The organism is Streptomyces thioluteus (genome assembly GCF_039535865.1).
The window spans coordinates 14,737-30,661 of sequence record NZ_BAAAXZ010000081.1 but is presented as its reverse complement, the minus strand read 5'-3'; the positions used below and the strand labels follow the sequence as shown (position 1 = coordinate 30,661).

Annotated in this window: 10 protein-coding genes and 4 pseudogenes; 10 read left to right on the top strand and 4 right to left on the bottom strand. The window is 73.7% G+C overall.

Going from position 1 to position 15,925, the window contains the following annotated elements; genetic code table 11:
* The 5 genes and pseudogenes from lanKC to ABD794_RS10670 all read left to right on the top strand — a co-directional run.
* Positions 1 to 2,354: pseudogene (gene lanKC, locus ABD794_RS10690) on the top strand (class III lanthionine synthetase LanKC); the annotation flags it as partial.
* A gap of 60 nt (positions 2,355 to 2,414) precedes the next feature.
* The gene (locus ABD794_RS10685) at positions 2,415 to 2,534 is read left to right on the top strand and encodes a SapB/AmfS family lanthipeptide (RefSeq protein ID WP_344962646.1); all 120 of its coding nucleotides are present in this window, start codon (positions 2,415 to 2,417) and stop codon (positions 2,532 to 2,534) included.
* Between the two features lie 100 nt (positions 2,535 to 2,634).
* Positions 2,635 to 4,369, top strand: a pseudogene (locus tag ABD794_RS10680) (ABC transporter ATP-binding protein).
* 388 nt (positions 4,370 to 4,757) lie between these two features.
* Positions 4,758 to 5,696 (top strand): annotated as a pseudogene (locus tag ABD794_RS10675) (ATP-binding cassette domain-containing protein); the annotation flags it as partial.
* A gap of 64 nt (positions 5,697 to 5,760) precedes the next feature.
* Positions 5,761 to 5,841 (top strand): annotated as a pseudogene (locus ABD794_RS10670) (hypothetical protein); the annotation flags it as partial.
* Positions 5,842 to 6,156: 315 nt separating this feature from the next.
* On the opposite strand, the gene ABD794_RS10665 reads toward ABD794_RS10670, so the two are convergent.
* The gene (locus ABD794_RS10665) at positions 6,157 to 6,414 is read right to left on the bottom strand and encodes a response regulator transcription factor (protein WP_344962643.1); all 258 of its coding nucleotides are present in this window, start codon (positions 6,412 to 6,414) and stop codon (positions 6,157 to 6,159) included.
* 198 nt (positions 6,415 to 6,612) lie between these two features.
* Here ABD794_RS10665 and ABD794_RS10660 point away from each other — a divergent pair, with 198 nt between their 5' ends.
* Complete coding sequence (locus ABD794_RS10660) at positions 6,613 to 6,759, top strand: hypothetical protein (RefSeq protein WP_344962641.1); 147 nt, start codon at positions 6,613 to 6,615, stop codon at positions 6,757 to 6,759.
* 325 nt (positions 6,760 to 7,084) lie between these two features.
* Here the strand turns inward: ABD794_RS10660 and ABD794_RS10655 are convergent, their stop codons facing one another.
* Both ABD794_RS10655 and ABD794_RS10650 read right to left on the bottom strand, forming a co-directional pair.
* Positions 7,085 to 7,855: a hypothetical protein gene (locus ABD794_RS10655; RefSeq protein WP_344962639.1), complete on the bottom strand. Its 771-nt coding sequence runs from the start codon at positions 7,853 to 7,855 to the stop codon at positions 7,085 to 7,087.
* Between the two features lie 159 nt (positions 7,856 to 8,014).
* Complete coding sequence (locus tag ABD794_RS10650; protein WP_344962637.1) at positions 8,015 to 9,022, bottom strand: ArsR/SmtB family transcription factor; 1,008 nt, start codon at positions 9,020 to 9,022, stop codon at positions 8,015 to 8,017.
* A 208-nt stretch (positions 9,023 to 9,230) separates the two neighbouring features.
* On the opposite strand from ABD794_RS10650, the gene ABD794_RS10645 reads away from it, so the two are divergent.
* The 3 genes from ABD794_RS10645 to ABD794_RS10635 all read left to right on the top strand — a co-directional run bounded on the left by ABD794_RS10645 (position 9,231) and on the right by ABD794_RS10635 (position 13,871).
* Positions 9,231 to 11,045, top strand: a complete 1,815-nt coding sequence (locus ABD794_RS10645) for a hydroxysqualene dehydroxylase (protein WP_344962635.1) — start codon at positions 9,231 to 9,233, stop codon at positions 11,043 to 11,045.
* 168 nt (positions 11,046 to 11,213) lie between these two features.
* Positions 11,214 to 12,185 (top strand): trypsin-like serine peptidase, encoded by a 972-nt coding sequence (locus ABD794_RS10640; protein WP_344962633.1) that lies wholly within the window; start codon positions 11,214 to 11,216, stop codon positions 12,183 to 12,185.
* Between the two features lie 186 nt (positions 12,186 to 12,371).
* Positions 12,372 to 13,871 carry a M28 family metallopeptidase gene (locus tag ABD794_RS10635; protein WP_344962630.1) on the top strand — a complete coding sequence of 500 codons (1,500 nt, stop codon included), beginning with the start codon at positions 12,372 to 12,374 and terminating at the stop codon, positions 13,869 to 13,871.
* A 2-nt stretch (positions 13,872 to 13,873) separates the two neighbouring features.
* Here ABD794_RS10635 and ABD794_RS10630 read toward each other — a convergent pair whose 3' ends face one another.
* A complete protein-coding gene (locus tag ABD794_RS10630; RefSeq protein WP_344962628.1) occupies positions 13,874 to 14,413 on the bottom strand; it encodes a hypothetical protein in 540 nt (179 codons plus the stop codon).
* A gap of 122 nt (positions 14,414 to 14,535) precedes the next feature.
* Between ABD794_RS10630 and ABD794_RS10625 the strand changes: the two genes are divergently transcribed.
* The gene (locus tag ABD794_RS10625; RefSeq protein ID WP_344962626.1) at positions 14,536 to 15,876 is read left to right on the top strand and encodes an NsdA family TPR-like regulatory protein; all 1,341 of its coding nucleotides are present in this window, start codon (positions 14,536 to 14,538) and stop codon (positions 15,874 to 15,876) included.
* Positions 15,877 to 15,925: the final 49 nt, after the last annotated feature.

Below are 15,925 nucleotides of genomic sequence, written 5' to 3'. Positions count from 1 at the left end.
CCGCGGACAAGACCGCGGCCGACGTCTGGGACTACTGCGTCCCGCGCGGCATCCCGTTCAAGTTCGTCCCGGCGCCGCACCTCCTGCACCTGCGCAACACCAAGTACGCGGGCCGCGACCACAGCGGGAAGTTCATCACGGTCTACCCGGTGGACGAAGGCGAACTCCGCACCGTGCTCGACGAGTTGCACGGCATCGTCGGCGGCCGGCCCGGCCCGTACATCCTCACCGACCTGCGCTGGCACGAGGGTCCGCTCTACGTCCGCTACGGCGCGTTCGTCCGCCGCTTCTGCGTCGACGGGCACGGGACGCTCGTCCCGGCGGTCGAGGACGGCGAGGGGCACCTCGTCCCGGACCTCAGGGAGCCGGCGTTCCAGGTGCCGTCGTGGGTGACCCTCCCGGAGTTCCTCGCCCCGCACCTGGCCGCGCGCAACGCGACCACGGTCGCCGATCTCCCGTACCGCATCGAGAAGGCCCTGCACTTCTCCAACGGCGGCGGGGTCTACCGCGGCACCGACACCCGCGACGGACGGCGGGTCGTCCTCAAGGAGGGCCGCCCGTACGCCGGTCTCGCGGCCGACGGGGCCGACGCCATCGCCCGGCTGGAGCGCGAGAAGGACGCGCTGGAACGGCTGTCGGGGCTCGGCGTCGCGCCGGAGGTGCGCGACTGGTTCACCCTCGGCGACCACCGGTTCCTGGTCATGGACTTCGTCGAGGGCAAGCCCCTCAACTCCTTCTTCGGCGAACGCCACCCGCTGCTCACCGCCGCGCCCGACCCCGACGCCACCGCCGCGTACACCGAGTGGGCGCTGCGGATCCACCGCGCCGTCGAGGAGGCCGTGGCCGCCGTGCACGCACGGGGCTGGTCTTCAACGACCTCCACATGTTCAACATCATGGTCGCGCCCGACGAACGCTCCGTGCAGCTCATCGACTTCGAGGCTGCGGCGGACGCGGCGGAGCACGGCCGGCAGGTGGTCGCCCACCCCGGCTTCTTCGCCCCGCCGGACCGCCGCGGCGCCGACGTGGACCGGTACGCGCTGGCGTGTCTGCGGCTCGCGCTGTTCCTGCCGGTCACCACGCTCTTCGTCATCGACCGGGGCAAGGCCGCGCACCTCGCCGAGGTGATCGCCGAACAGTTCCCCGTACCAAGGGAGTTCCTCGACGAGGCCGTGGCCGAGATCCTGCGCGACACCGCCCCCACGAGCCGCTCCCGCCCGCCCGCGCCCGACGACTGGCCCGCGAGCCGCGACTCCATGGTCCGCGCCATCCTGGCCTCCGCCAACCCCGGACCGCGACGACCGCCTCTTCCCGGGCGACATCGCCCAGTTCGGCGACGGCGGCGGACTCGGCCTGGCGCACGGCGCCGCAGGGGTGCTCTACGCCCTCGACGAGGCCGGGGCCGAGCGGTACGAGGCGGGCGAGCGCTGGCTGCTCGACCACACCGGTCCGCTGCCGCCGGGCACCCCGCTCGGCCTCTACGACGGCGTCGCCGGCGTCGCGTTCGTCCTCGACCGGCTCGGCCACACCGGCCGCGCCCTCGACCTGATGGACACCGTCCTCCGCGAGAACTGGCTGCGGCTCACCCCCGACCTGCGCGGCGGCGTGGCCGGCATCGGGCTCGTCCTGGACCACCTGGCCGCCACGACCGGCGAGCCGCACCTGCGCCAACAGGCCCTGGCCGCCGCCCGGTCGCTCGCCGAGCGCATGACCGCCGAGGACGCCCCCACGGGGCGCCGCGCCGGGCTGATGCGCGGCGCGACCGGACCCGCGCTGCTCTTCCTGCGCCTGTACGAGCGGACCGGCGCCCCCGAGCTGCTCACCCTCGCCGAGGCCGCGCTCCGCTCGGACCTCGACCGGTGCGTGACGACGGAGACCGGCGGCCTCCCAGGTCGACGAGGGCTGGCGCACACATGCCGTACGTCGGCGACGGCAGCGCGGGCATCGGCATGGTCCTCGACGACTTCCTGGCCCTGGCCGGTGACGGCCGGGACGCCGACCCCGGCCTCGCCACCGCCCGCGACGGCATCCTCACCGCGGCCCGGTCCCGCTTCTACGCCCAGCCCGGCCTGCTCCAGGGACGCGCCGGGATGGTCCTGCACCTGAACCGCACCACCGCCCCCGCCGTCACCCGCGACCAGGCGGCCGAGCAGACCCGCGGCATGGGCTGGTACGCCATGGACTACCGGGGCGAACTCGCCTTCCCCGGGCACCAGATGATGCGGCTCTCGATGGACCTCGCCACCGGGACGGCCGGCTGCCTGCTGGCCCTGAGCGCCGCGCTCGGCGGCCCGCCCCGCCCAACTGCCGTTCCTCCCGCCCCTCAAGGGCGCGCCCGCCTCCGCGGGCTCCTAGACCCGGTGCCGCCACCGAGTGGCACCGCGCACCAATACCGTCCCCAGGAAAGGAAACATCATGGCTCTTCTCGACCTGCAGAACATGGAGTCCGAGCACAACGACGGCGGCCACGGCGGACAGAGCACCGTCAGCCTGCTCTCCTGCATCAGCGCCGCCAGCGTTCTGCTGTGTCTGTGACAGACGGTCCGTGACGGCTCGTCCGGCATGACCGGCCCCGGCCGGCCCCCTCCCCATGGGGGCCGACCGGGGCACGCCCGCACCGACGCGAAGGCCAGCCATGCCCCGTAGAGGCACCGCTCCCGGCACCGCTCCCGCCCACGCCGTCCCCGACGGCGACCGGGTGCTGCGCGGCGCGGTCCGGCAGGCCGCCATGCCCGCCGCCGTCCTCGGCCTGGCCGGTCTGCTGTCCCACCGGCGCCGGGCTCCTGCTGCCCGCGGCCCTCGGCCGCGCCCTCGACCTCCTCCTGGCCCGGGACGCCGGGGGCCGGGCGCCACGTCGCGCTGTGCGCCGCGCTGATCTGCGGGGCCGCCGTCCTGGACGCCCTGACCGACCTCCTCGGCGGCACCACCGCCGCCCGCTCCACCGCCTGGCTGCGCCACCGGCTGCTGCGCCACGTCCCTCGCGGCCGGGCCGCGCGTCACCGCCCGTATCCCGCCCGGGGACCTCGTGACGCGCCTCGTCGGCAACACCGCCGACGCCGCGTCCGCCCCCGCCCACCGTGGCCACCACCGCGGCGACGGTCGTCGGCCCGCTGGGCGCGATCGTCGCCCTCGCCGTGATCGACCCCTGGCTCGCCGCCGCGTTCCTCGCGGGCGCGCCCCTGCTCTTCCTGCTGCTGCGGTCCTTCGCCCGCGCCTCCACCGACTGCGCCGTGCGGTACCAGCGGATCCAGGGGGGACATCGCCGGCCGGCTCGCCGAGGCCGTCGTGGGTGCCCGCACCATCGCGGCCGCCGGGACCGCCGGCCGCGGAACGCGCCCGGATCCTCGCTCCGTTGGGCGGGCTCTCCCGGCAGGGGCACCGCATGTGGCGGGTCCAGGGCCGGGCCGGCGCCCGGCCGTCACCCTCGTGCCGCTGCTCCAGATCACCGTCCTGGCCGTCGCCGGGGTGCTGCTGTCCCGGGGGCGGATCAGCGTCGGCGACCTGCTGGCCGCGTCCCGCTACGCCGTCCTCGCCACCGGGGTCGGCATGCTCAACGGGCGGATCGGCGCCCTCGTGCGCGCCCGGGCGGCGGGCCGGCGGATCGCCGAGGTCCTCGCCGTCCCGGCCGTGCGCCACGGCACGCTCCGGCTGCCGCCCGGGCCCGGCACCCTGGAGCTGCGCGGCGTCGGCGCCGTGCGCGGCGGCCGGCCCGTCCTGGACGGCGTCGACCTCGTCGTGCCCGGCGGCACCTCCCTGGCCGTCGTCGGCCGCTCCGGCAGCGGCAAGTCGGTGCTCGCGGCACTCGCCGGGCGGCTCGCCGACCCCGACTCCGGGACCGTCGCCCTCGACGGCGTCCCCCTGCCGGACCTCTCCCACGACGAACTCCGCCGCGCCGTCGGCCACGCCTTCGAACGGCCCGCGCTGCTGGGCGCCACCGTCGGCGACGCCCTCGCCTTCGGCGTCTTCGACCCCGGCCGGGAGGCGGTGACGGCCGCGGCCCGGGCCCGCGTGCGCGGACGGGTTCGTCCGGCGGCTGCCCGAGGGGTACGACACGCCGCGCACGGCCGCGCCGCTGTCCGGCGGCGAGGCCCAACGCCTCGGCCTCGCCCGGGCGTTCGCCCACGCGGGACGCGTCCTCGTCCTCGACGACGCGACGTCCGGCCTCGACTCCCCCACCGAGCGGGAGGTCGGCCGGGCCCTCGCGCACGACGTCGCCGCCCGCACCCGGGTCATCGTCGCCCGCCGCGCCTCCACCGCCGCCCGCGCCGACCGGGTCGCCTGGCTCGACGACGGCCGGCCTGCGCGCCACGGGCACACACGCCGAGCTGTGGCGGCTGCCGGAGTACCGGGCGGTGTTCGGTGCTGTCTGAACTCCTGCCCGAACTCCCTTCCGCCGGGCTCCGGTTCCTGGCCGCCCGGCGCGGCGCGCTCGCCCGGCTGGCCGGCTGGTCCGCCCTGGAGGCGGCCCCACACCTTCGCCCTGGGCTACGCCCTGGCGCACGCCCTGGACGGGGGGTTCCTCGCCGGCCGGACCGGCGCGGGGGCTGGCCTGGCTGGCCACCGCGCGCGCTCGCGGTACTCGCCGGGGCGTACGGCACCGGGCGGACGTATCCGGCGCTGGCCACCGTCGTCGAGCCGCTGCGCGACGCGCTCGTCCGTCGGGTGGTGGCCCGCGCCCTGGACGACGGGGACGGCGCGGCGGTCTCCCGCCTCACCCACCAGGTGGAGATCGCGCGCGACGCGTTCGCCGGGCTGCTGATGGTCACGCGGTCGTTCGTCTTCACGGCGACGGGCGCGCTGACCGGGCTGTTCCTGCTCGCGCCGGCGCTTCTGCCGGTGGTGGCGGGCCCGTTGGTGCTGGGCCTGGCGCTCTTCGCGGCGACGCTGCGGGTGCTGGCCCGGCGCCAGGAGGCGTTCCTCGTCGCGGACGAGGAGATCGCCCGGGCGCTGGGAGAGGTGTGCGAAGGGGTGCGGGACGTCGCGGCGGGCGGGGCCGGGGCGCGGGTGCGGTCGGAGGTGGGGGCGCTCGTCGACGCGCAGCGGGCCGTGGCGGGTTCGCTGGCGCGGTGGTCGGTGGCGCGGGTCGCGGCGCTGACGGTGGCGGGGCGGCTGCCGGTGGTGCTTCTGCTGGTGTCGGCGCCGTGGCTGCTGGATCGGGGGGTGACGGCGGGGGCGCTGGTGGGGGCGCTGGCGTATCTGACGCAGTCGTTGCTGCCGGCGTTGCAGGATCTGGTGCGGGGGGTGGGGACGAGTGGGGCGCGGCTGACGGTGGTTCTGCGCCGGTTGGCGCTCGCCACCCCCGCCCTTTCTCCGTTTCCCACAGGGGCTGCCGCCCCTGCGCCACCCCGCGATGCGCCGGCCGCGCCGGGCCCCGCGCTCCGCACGGAGGGCGGGGCTTCGCCCCCGCACCCCCCCGACCTCACCTTCCACCACCTCACCTTCGCCTACGGCCCCCACGCCGCCCCCGTCGTCCACGACCTCACCCTCACCATCCCCCCGGGCGGGCACCTCGCCGTCGTCGGTCCCAGCGGCGTCGGCAAGTCGACCCTCGCCGGTCTCGCGGCCGGTCTGCTCGCTCCGAGTGCCGGGAGCGTTTCCCTCGGAGGGGCGCCCGCGCACAGCGACGCCGCGCGGGCGCTGCGGCTGCTGATCCCGCAGGAGGCGTACGTGTTCTCGGGGACGCTCGCCGAGAACCTCGGATACCTGCGGCAGACCCGGCCCCCAAGAGGCCGAGTTGGCGGACGCCGCCCGCGCCATCGGCATGGAACGGCTCGTCGAGCGGCTCGGCGGCTTCGCCACCCCCATCGCCCCGGCGGAGCTCTCCGCCGGCGAACGCCAGCAGATCGCACTGGCCCGCGCCTACCTCTCCCCCGCCCCGATCGCCCTGCTCGACGAGGCGACGTGCCACCTCGACCCGGCCGCCGAGGCACGCGCCGAGCGCGCCCTCGCCCGGCGGCCGGCCGTCGCCGGAGACGGAGACGGCCGCGGCACGCTGGTCGTCATCGCGCACCGCGCCGCCTCCGCACTGCGCGCGGACCGGATCCTGGTGATGGACGGGCCGCACACGGCGTACGGGGAGCACGCCGAACTCCTGCGCGTCTCCCCGCTGTACCGCGACCTCATGGGCGGCGAGGACGACGCGGCGGCAGAGACGTCGTCACACCCAGCCCGCGACCCGCGAGATCCTTATCGCGTCGACCCGATTGCGCGCCCCTGTCTTGCGGGTGATCGCGGACATGTAGTTGCGCACGGTCCCGTTCGAGAGGTGCAGGCTGCGGGCGATCTCCCCGACGGAGGCGCCCTCGGCCGCGAGTGACAGCACGCTCAGCTCCCGTCTCGTGAGCGGGATTTCCGACGCTTCGAGGAAGCCGTAGCCGAGCGACTCGTCGATGTAGCGCTCGCCCTGGGCCGACATGCCGTATGCCCTCGGCCAGCCGGTCCGGGGAAGCGTTTTTGCTCAAGTACCCCAAGGCCCGCTCCTCGTACGCCCGGCGCAGCGGCCCCGGGCGCTCCACGCTCGCCAGGGCCAGCAGGGCAGGCATCGCGTCCCCCGCGCCCCGCCCGGCGGACAGCTCCCGCAGACCACCGGTGGCCACCGGCGTCGGGGCTGTCCATGTCCACCACGCAGCACCCGCGGACGGACGGTCCGCACGGCGGCCGTCGCGCGGCGCCACGGCGCGGAGTAGACCTCCAGATCCGGCTGTCTCCCGATCAGCTCCGCAAGGGCGGTGCGCAGCAGCGAGGTGTCGTGCACCAGTAGAACTCGGATCACGGATTCCGTCCCACCCTTCCCGTCTCCCCCCAATGCCGTTCTTGCTCGGGGCACGTCAACAATTCATACCGGCGGTTGACGTGGCCATGGGTGGAGATCACCGAGCCGTGGGGGGCGTAAGGGCGCACAGTGCTATCATCGCGCGCCCCAAGTTCACTCGAATGCGCCTCTCAAAGCTCTTGAAAAACTGACCATAGAGTCAGTAGGGAAGAGTGGTCGTCACGGCCGGTGCCGTCAACTCCCGTGTTGACCAAGGTGAGTTTGCGCCCCTCCTCGGGCCGCCAGACGGAGCACCGGGCAAACCGACGCGCCGTCAAGACGTCACCGCACCCGGCGCCCTCAACGTCCGCGTCAGCTCCGTCACCACGGCGCACGCCGCTCCGTACGCCGTGCCGGGCGGATGCAGCGTGAGGACGGCCACCACCACGCGGTCGTCCGCACCCACCGTCCCGGTGGTGTGCAGGGCCGGCCGGTCCAGGTCCACCCCGTCCCTGCCCGCGCCCTTCGCGCGGGCGGCGGCGGCCGACGGGAATCCCGACCAGCCCTGCTTCACCGCCCACGGCCGCGCGAAGGCCGACGGGATCCCGAAGGACTGGTCGAAACCGTCGGTGCCGTACCGGGTGGCCCGCCGCAGCGGGCCCAGCACCGCGTCGCGCAGCGCCGCGGGTGCCTCGTCCAGCAGGTGGCACCAGACGCGGACGGTGTCCGCCGCCGTGATGGCCGAAAAACCCCAGTGGCCGGGGAAGTCCGGCGGCGGCCCCGAGGTGCCCGTGAGCCCGAGACGGGAGACCATGCGCGTGATCACACCGGTCCCCCCGTTCCGCTCCCAGTAGTGGCCGGCCGCGTTGTCGTCGCTGCTCGCGAGCATCGCGGCCAGCCGGGTGCGGTCGTCCGGCGGCAGGACGTCCACCGGACCGCGGTCCCACAGATGGTCGAGCGCGATCAGCAGTTTCACCACTGACGCCGACCGGAACCGCGCGTCCGGCGCGAGCCGTTCGGTGAAGGTGCCGGAGTCACGGTCGTACACGGCGACGCCCGCGCCCACCCCCGTCGGCACCCGAACTCCCGCCGGCGGCGCGCTCATGGCGCTGCCCGCCGTGCGGATCCTCCCGGCTCACGTCCTCGCACGTCGATCCCCCGTCTCTTCCCCGCATCCCCCGGGGTATCAGGTTCCGCTGCTGCGCGCCGGGCGGCCACGGCATTCGACGGGTGTCTAATCCGGCAGGTCGGCGGCGCGTCATTATCACGCCACCCGGCGGCCGTTGAGCAGCTGGACGCCCAGCGGCGTGAGGGTGTGGTGGGCGGCGCCGCCCACCCGCCGGGTCACCAGCAGCCCGGCCTCGCGCAGTACGGAGACGTGGTGGCTGGCGGTCGCGGCCGCGATGTCGGCGGTGCGGGCCAGCTCCGTCGTGGTGCCGCCCCCGGCGACGGCCTCCAGCAGCACCGCCCGCGTCCGCCCCAGCAACGCCTCCAGCCCCTGCCCGCGACCGGCGGACTCCCGGGCGGGAGCGAGGAGTTGGACGGGGCTGTGCTCGATGGGATAGACCACGACGGGCGGCAGGTCGTGGCTGCGCAGCACCGTGGGTTTCCGCCAGCAGAAGAACGAGGGCAGCAGCAGGAGTCCGCGCCCGTCCAGGTGCAAGTCGCCCTCCACATGCGGTCCGTTCATGATGAGCACCGGGCGCTGCCACTCGAGTCCGGGGTGCAGGTTCCGCAGCAGGTGGTCGAAAGCGCCGGCGGGCAGGTCGGCCGCCGGCATCGCCCGGCCGCGCGCGGCCAGGTCCGCGCCGAACTCGGTGGTCATCCTCGACCAGTGGGGCGCGAGGGCCAGGCGGTAGTACGACCGGATGAGGTCGCCCAGTCCCGTCAGCGCCTCGACGTCGCCGTCGGCGATGCCGCGCATCCAGGGCGCCACGCGCCCCTTGGACAGGGCGAGTTCGGTGAGGTCGTTCCGCAGCCGGGCGCGCGGCGTGGACAGCAGTGCGCTGATCCCCAGGTCGATGCCGCCCGCGCCGGCCGCCGGGGTGAGGAAGTCCGGCGAGTAGCCCAGCGGCGGGGCCAGCGCCAGCAGGCGCCGCGCGCCGGGGCCCAGCCTGCCGCGCACCGAGCGGCGCCACCGGTCGAACACCAGCGGGCCGTCGTTGGTCTGGAGCATGTGCAGGCTGAGCAGCACCTCCCACATCGGGTCGGGCGACTGCGCGAGTCTGGTCCGCGCGAGGTCGTCGGCACCGAAATGGATCCGCAGTCCCAAGACATCGCCTCCTGACCGGCCCCACGGGCGCCGTGTAAGCCCGTTCGCCGGTACGGCTCCATCGTCGTGGCGGCCCGAGGGCCCTTTCAATCACCCGACCGCGTGTTCCGGCCATCCCCGTTTCCACGCGTGAGAGCTGCTGTTCGAGAGGCTGGTGGGGCCCTATCATCCTGCGCCACATGCCAGTTACCCACCCGTAGGAGCTGTGGTGACAGTGGAGCGCACGGGCAACAGCACGGGCAGCGCAGGCAACAGCACACGCAGGGGATTCATCGGCGGGGCCGCGGCGGTGACGGCCGGGGCGGCGCTCACGGGGACGGCCCTCACGGGCACGGCCCGCGCCGCGTCCGGCCGCCGGAACACCGGCGCCCGCACGGTCGCGGTCCTGGGCGGCGGCGTCGCGGGGCTGACCGCCGCGCACGAACTCGCCGAACGCGGCTTCGAGGTGACGGTGTACGAGCGCAAGGGCGCCCTCGGCGGCAAGGCGCGCAGCATGGACGTACCGGGCAGCGCGCGGGGCGGCCGCAGACCCCTGCCGGGCGAGCACGGCTTCCGCTTCATCCCCGGCATCTACCACAACCTCCCCGACACCCTTCGCCGTATCCCCGTCCCCGGCAACGCCCATGGCGTGCACGACAATCTGGTCGCGCCGGGCGAGGCACTCTTCGCCCGCACCGGGCGCGAGGACCTCCGCTTCCCGTTCGCCGGCTGGAGCACCCGGCCGTCCCCGCTCACGCCCGACGAGGTCCGGCGGGCCCTCACCGCCCTCCTGGAGACCTTCGCCCGGCTGCCCGCACACGAGATCGCCTACTTCGCCGACCGCCTCCTGGTCTGGTTCACCAGCTGCGACCGGCGCCGCCTCGACGACTGGGAGCGGACGCCCTGGTGGGAGTTCACCCGGGCCGCCCGCATGTCCCCCGACTACCAGCGACTGCTGTGCATCGGCATCACCCGCAACATCGTGGCGACCAAGTCCGAGGTCGCGAGCACCCGGACCGTGGCGACGATGCTGGAGGCGTTCTTCTTCAACGCCCTGCACCTGGGCGCCGACGGCCCGCTGGACCGGCTGCTCGACGCGCCCACCAACGAGGCCTGGATCGACCCATGGGCGGCCCATCTCCGTTCCCTGGGCGTGGAGTTCCGCACCGGATGGGCGGCGCGCGACCTGCGGCTGGAGGGCGGGCGGATCACCGGGGCGGTCCTGGAGGGCCCGGGCGGCGAGCGACGGACGGCCGAGGCCGGCCACTTCGTCTCCGCCATGCCCGTCGAACACGCCCGGACGACCTGGAACGCGGCGGTACGGGCGGCGGATCCCCAACTGGCCCGCTGCGACCGGCTGCAGACGGACTGGATGACCGGCATCCAGTTCTACCTCACCGAGCCGACCCCGATCGTCCACGGCCACATCAACCACCTCGACTCGCCCTGGGCGATCACCTCCATATCCCAGGCACAGTTCTGGCGGGGACACGACTTCCGCCGGGACTTCGGGGACGGGACGGTGGCCGACTGCCTGTCCTGCGACATCTCCGACTGGAACAGTCCGGGCATCCTCTACGGGAAGACGGCCAAACAGTGCACGCGCGAGGAGGTCGCGCGGGAGGTCTGGGCCCAGCTGAAGGCGAGCCTCAACGACACGGGCCGCACCGCCCTCAAGGACTCCGTGCTGCACTCCTGGTTCCTGGACCCGGCCGTCGAGCTCGGCGGCTCCCGCGCCACCAACGACGAACAGCTCCTCATCCACCCCGTGGGCACCTGGGGCAACCGCCCGACCGCGCGCACGGCCATCCCGAACCTGTTCCTGGCCGGTGACTACGTCGTCACGGACATCGACCTGGCGACGATGGAGGGCGCCAACGCGTCGGCGCGGGCCGCGGTCAACGCCCTGCTGGACGAGGCGGGTTCGGCCGCCGCGCGGTGCACGATCACCCCGCTGTACCGGGCGCCGGAACTGGAGCCGTTCAAGCGGCGGGACGAGGCGCGGTGGCGGCTGGGGCTGCGCAACGCGTTCGACGTGGGGTGACCCGGCCACCCCGGGCGGCCCCGGGCCGGACGGTCCGGGGCTGACGCCCGCGCAACTTGACGGAGTACCGTCAAGGCGCGCACCCTTCCCCTCGCACCGTCGAAACCGCACCACTCGTCTGCCCGGTCCGCGCCCCGCGCCGACCGGCCCCCCGCAGAAGGAGTACGCGTGAGACGCCACCCCCGTACGACCGTCGCCGCGGCCGCCGCCCTGCTGGCCGCCTCTTCGCTCGCCCTGCCGGGCCTGACGGCCGCCGCCGACGCGGCGCCCTCCCCCGCCGAGCACACCGTGACGTCCCCGGACGCCGCACGGGCGGCCGGCTACTGGACAACGGAGCGCATGCGGTCGGCCGTTCCGCTCGACGTCGTGGCCGACCGTCCCGCCGCCGCCCCGGCGAACACCGGCCGGCACACCACCGTCGCCCCCACCCCCGCCTCCTCGCACCCGTCCGTACGCTCCTTCCCGCAGGCCGGCGGCCCGTGGACCGGCGGCGGTGCGGTCGTCAGGACCTCCGGGCGGGTGTTCTTCACCTTCCAGGGCCGCAACGCCTCCTGCTCCGGCGACGCGGTCACCAGCGGGAACCACAGCACCGTGATCACGGCCGGGCACTGCGTCAAGTACCAGGGCAGCTGGCACACCAACTGGACGTTCGCGCCCGGCTACCACGACGGCCAGGCCCCGTACGGCACCTGGACCGCGACCAAGACGCTGTCCACCCCGCAGTGGACGGCGAGCGAGGACATGAACAACGACATCGGCGCCGCCGTCGTCGCCCCGCTCGACGGGAAGCGGCTCACCGACGTGGTCGGCGGCCAGGGCCTGGACTTCAACGGCGCCTACGGGCGGGCCATGTACTCCTTCGGCTTCCCCGCCGCCTCCCCCTACGACGGCACCAAACTCATCCACTGCAGCGGCACCGCCACCAAGGACTTCCTGCTCACCAAGGACCACGGACTGAGCTGCAACATGACCGGCGGATCCAGCGGCGGCCCCTGGTTCACGTCCTTCGACGAGTCGACGGGCACCGGCCTCCAGGCGTCGGTGAACAGCTTCGGCTACACCTTCCTGCCCAACACCATGTTCGGCCCGTACTTCGGCGACGAGGCGAAGGCGCTGTACGACTCCGCGCAGAACACCTGATCCGGCCACGGTCCCGCCGTGCGGTGCGCACGCCGCACGGCGGGACCCGTACCGTGCGCGATGTCCGGCATGTGGCGGTCTTGTGTCAGCTACCGGCCAGGGGCTCCCCTCGGAGGCCACCGCTCCGTAAGGTCCGTTCCAATCGCGGGCCTTGACGAAAGAGGTCCGCCTGTCGAAGGGACTCCCGTGCGCCTTCTCCACCGGAACCGCCGCCGCAGGGCGCTGACCGCCCTCGTCGCCACCGCCGTCGCCGCTCCCGTCCTGATCGCCGCCTCGCCGGCCGACGCCCACAGCGGGAACGACCGGCAGCACCGCAAGGCCGAGCGGCTCGCGAGACAGCTGGAGCGGGAGTCGTCGGCGAAGGGCGCCTACCGGCACCTGAAGGCGTTCCAGCGGATCGCCGACGCCAACGGCGGCAACCGGGCGGCGGGGACGCCCGGCCACGCGGCGTCCTCCGCCTATGTGTACAAACTGCTCAAGCAGGCCGGCTACCGCGTCTCGTACCAGGACTTCACCATCTGGGACGCGAACACGACGACCGAGAAGCTGTCCGTGCTCTCCCCGGACCCGCGCGAACTGAAGGTCACGGCAGGGCGGTTGTCGCCGTCCACCCCCGCCGCCGGGATCCAGGCGCCCATCGCCGTCGCGAAGGTGAGCGACAAGCCCGGCTGCACCCCGGACGACTACACCTCGGACACCTTCACCGGCAAGATAGCCCTGATCAAGCGCGGCGTCTGCAGCTACGCCGAGAAGCAGGCGGCCGCCGCCAAGGCGGGCGCGATCGGCGCCATCATCTACAACCACAGCGGGACGGCCCCGGCGCGGCCGCGCTTCGACAACCCCGCCGACGGGAAGATCCCCACCGCGGGCATCTCCCTGGCCGACGGCGAGGCGCTCGCCGCGGCCGCCGCCAAGGGCCCGGTCAAGCTCTCCCTCACCATCCAGCAGCAGCACATCCCCAAGACCACCCGCAACGTCGTCGCCGAGACCCGCGGCGGCGACGCGAACCACGTGGTCGCGCTCGGCAGCCACCTCGACTCCGTCCCCGAGGGCCCCGGCATCAACGACAACGGCTCCGGCTCCGCCGGCCTGCTGGAGGTCGCCCTCAAGCTCGCCCGGACGACCCAGCACCCCACCAACAAGGTGCGCTTCGCCTGGTGGTCCGGCGAGGAGCTGGGCCTGCTCGGCTCCGACCACTACGTCAAGCAGCTCACCCCCGAGCAGCGCAAGAAGATCGCGCTCTACCTCAACTTCGACATGATCGCCTCCCCCAACGCGGCCGAACTCGTCTACGACGGCGACGACTCGGACCACAAGGGCTCCGGCCCCGGCCCCAAGGGCTCCGCCGAGATCGAGAAGCTGATCACCGACTACCTCGACCGCAAGCACAAGCCCCACGAGGGCACCGACTTCGACGGCCGCTCCGACTACGGCCCGTTCATCGACGCCGGCATCCCCGCGGGCGGCACCTTCACCGGCGCCGAGGGCATCAAGACCAAGGAGCAGGCCGAGAAGTTCGGCGGCCGGGCGGGCGTCGCCTACGACCCCAACTACCACGGCAAGGGCGACAACCTGAAGAACATCGACCTGAAGTACTTCGACACCAACATCGACGTCATCGCCCACGCGGTGGGCATCTACGCCCACGACCTGAGCTCGCTGGGCGGGGCGCCGGCGAAGCACTGACCTCACGTACGGGTGCGGGGCTCCGGGAACGGGGCCCCGCACGCGCGCTGTTCCGGGGCGCTCCGCTTCACCGACTCCGCGTACACGAGGGCATCGACCAGCTTCCGCGCCGTCGCCATCGGCACCGTACCCAGGTACACATACGGCTCGCCGGAGAGGGACGCGCGGCCCGTCAACCGAGGCCACGAGTCCCTGTCCCCGGGCCTGATGCCCATCTCCTTCAGCACTCGCCCCAGCATGAAGGCCATGTCATCGGCTCTCTTCTTGCCCGCCGGAAAGGCGTCGACCTGCTGAGCCGCTGCATACGGCTGCCTGGCCTCCGGATAGGACCGGAGCTCGTCAGCCGGACATTCCATGGACTTCCGGAAGAGGTCGCATTCGCACGAAGGGCCGAAGACGAGGATGGTCTCCTCGGTCCCGCCGTCGCCGTGGTGCACGGTGATGGGCAGGGCCGCCTGCCTCGCGCGGCGGTCATGGATCACCGCTCCGCGAGCCGGGGTCGCGTAGGTGATCCCGAGAGGCGACACGGGTACCTGGTCCATGGGCATGGAGCTCCTTGGAGAGATCGGTTCGTACGGATCAGACAACTCCCAAGTCGAGCCCTGTCGGTACCGTGGAGACGAGGCGCGAACATGAAAGCCATGAAAATCGACGGGAGTTGGTCATGGCGAGCACCCCACGCACCCCGAACAGCGGTTTGGCCGATCTGCTCGCCGAGGCACGCTGGTCACTGAGTCAGCTCGCCCTGGCCGTGAACCGCCTCGGGGGCGAGTCCGGGCTGTCATTGCGCTACGACCAGTCGGCCGTCTCGCACTGGCTCGCCGGAACGATGCCGCGTGCGCAGGTCCGGCCCTTGGTCGTGGAGGCGCTGTCCCGTCGGCTGAAGCGGCCGGTCACCCATGCCGAGGCGGGATTCGGCACACCCGCCTCCGTGCCGGAAGGCGATGTTCTGGAAGGACTCGTCGACGTGGGCCGGGCGGACATGGATCCCTCCCGCAGAGGGGTGCTCACGGCCGGCGTGTACTCGGCGGCGCTGGCCGTACCCCTCTTCCCCCACCTCACCGGCCGCATGAGCGAACCGTCCAAGGCCCGCGGCACCGTCCGCATCGGCCCCGGCGAGGTCTCCACCGTCCGGACGATGACCGAGCGCATCGCCGACATCCTCGACGAGCTCGGCGGCGGCCACGCCCGGCCGATGGCCGCGGCCTTCCTGGTCAACACCGTCGCGCCGTACCTCCGGGCATCCGCCCCGGAACACGTCCGCAACGACATGCTCGCCGCGGCTTCCGACCTGGTCTACCTGACCGGCTGGATGGCCATGTACGAACGTGAACACGCCCTGGGCCAGCGCTATTACGTTAAGGCCCTGGAACTGGCCGGAGCCGCCGAGGATCACCTCACCTACTGCCGGACCCTCCGCGGCATGAGCCTCCAGGCGTCGAACCTCGGCCACGGTGCGAAGGCCCTCGAACTGGCCGACGCCGCCGCCAAGGCATCACCGGAGGCGGGCCCGCGCCTGCGTGCCTTCCTCACCGGGCAGCAGGCGCACGCCGCGGCGATGACCGGCGACCGCCACACCGCGTTCGCCCGGCTCCACGAGACGGAGACCGCCCTGTCGAAGGCGGACTCGCGCCGCGAGGCCATCGGCGGCTACGACGCGAGCGCCTATCACTTCCACGTGTCGCATGTGCTGTACGAGGTCAAGGACTTGCCGGGCTCCATCCGCGCCATGGAGGAGTCACTGCGGCACCAGCCACGGCAGCAACGCCAGGGGCGCGCCCACTCCCACGGCCTGCTGGCCCAGCGGCAGTTCGAACTCGGCCACCTGGACGCGGCGTGCGCCGCATGGCACGCCTTTCTGGACGACTACGTCCAGCTCGCGACGTCCCGTGGCGACGAGCACTTCGCCACGATGCGGCGGCGCATCGCACCCCACGGACGGGCCCGCGCCGTACGCGAACTCGCCCGGCGCGCGGACGAGGTGGCGCGGGCCAAGGCCGTCTAATGCTGCAACACGGTTGGTGCGACGCCCCTGGAGAGAGAACGTACGGCCC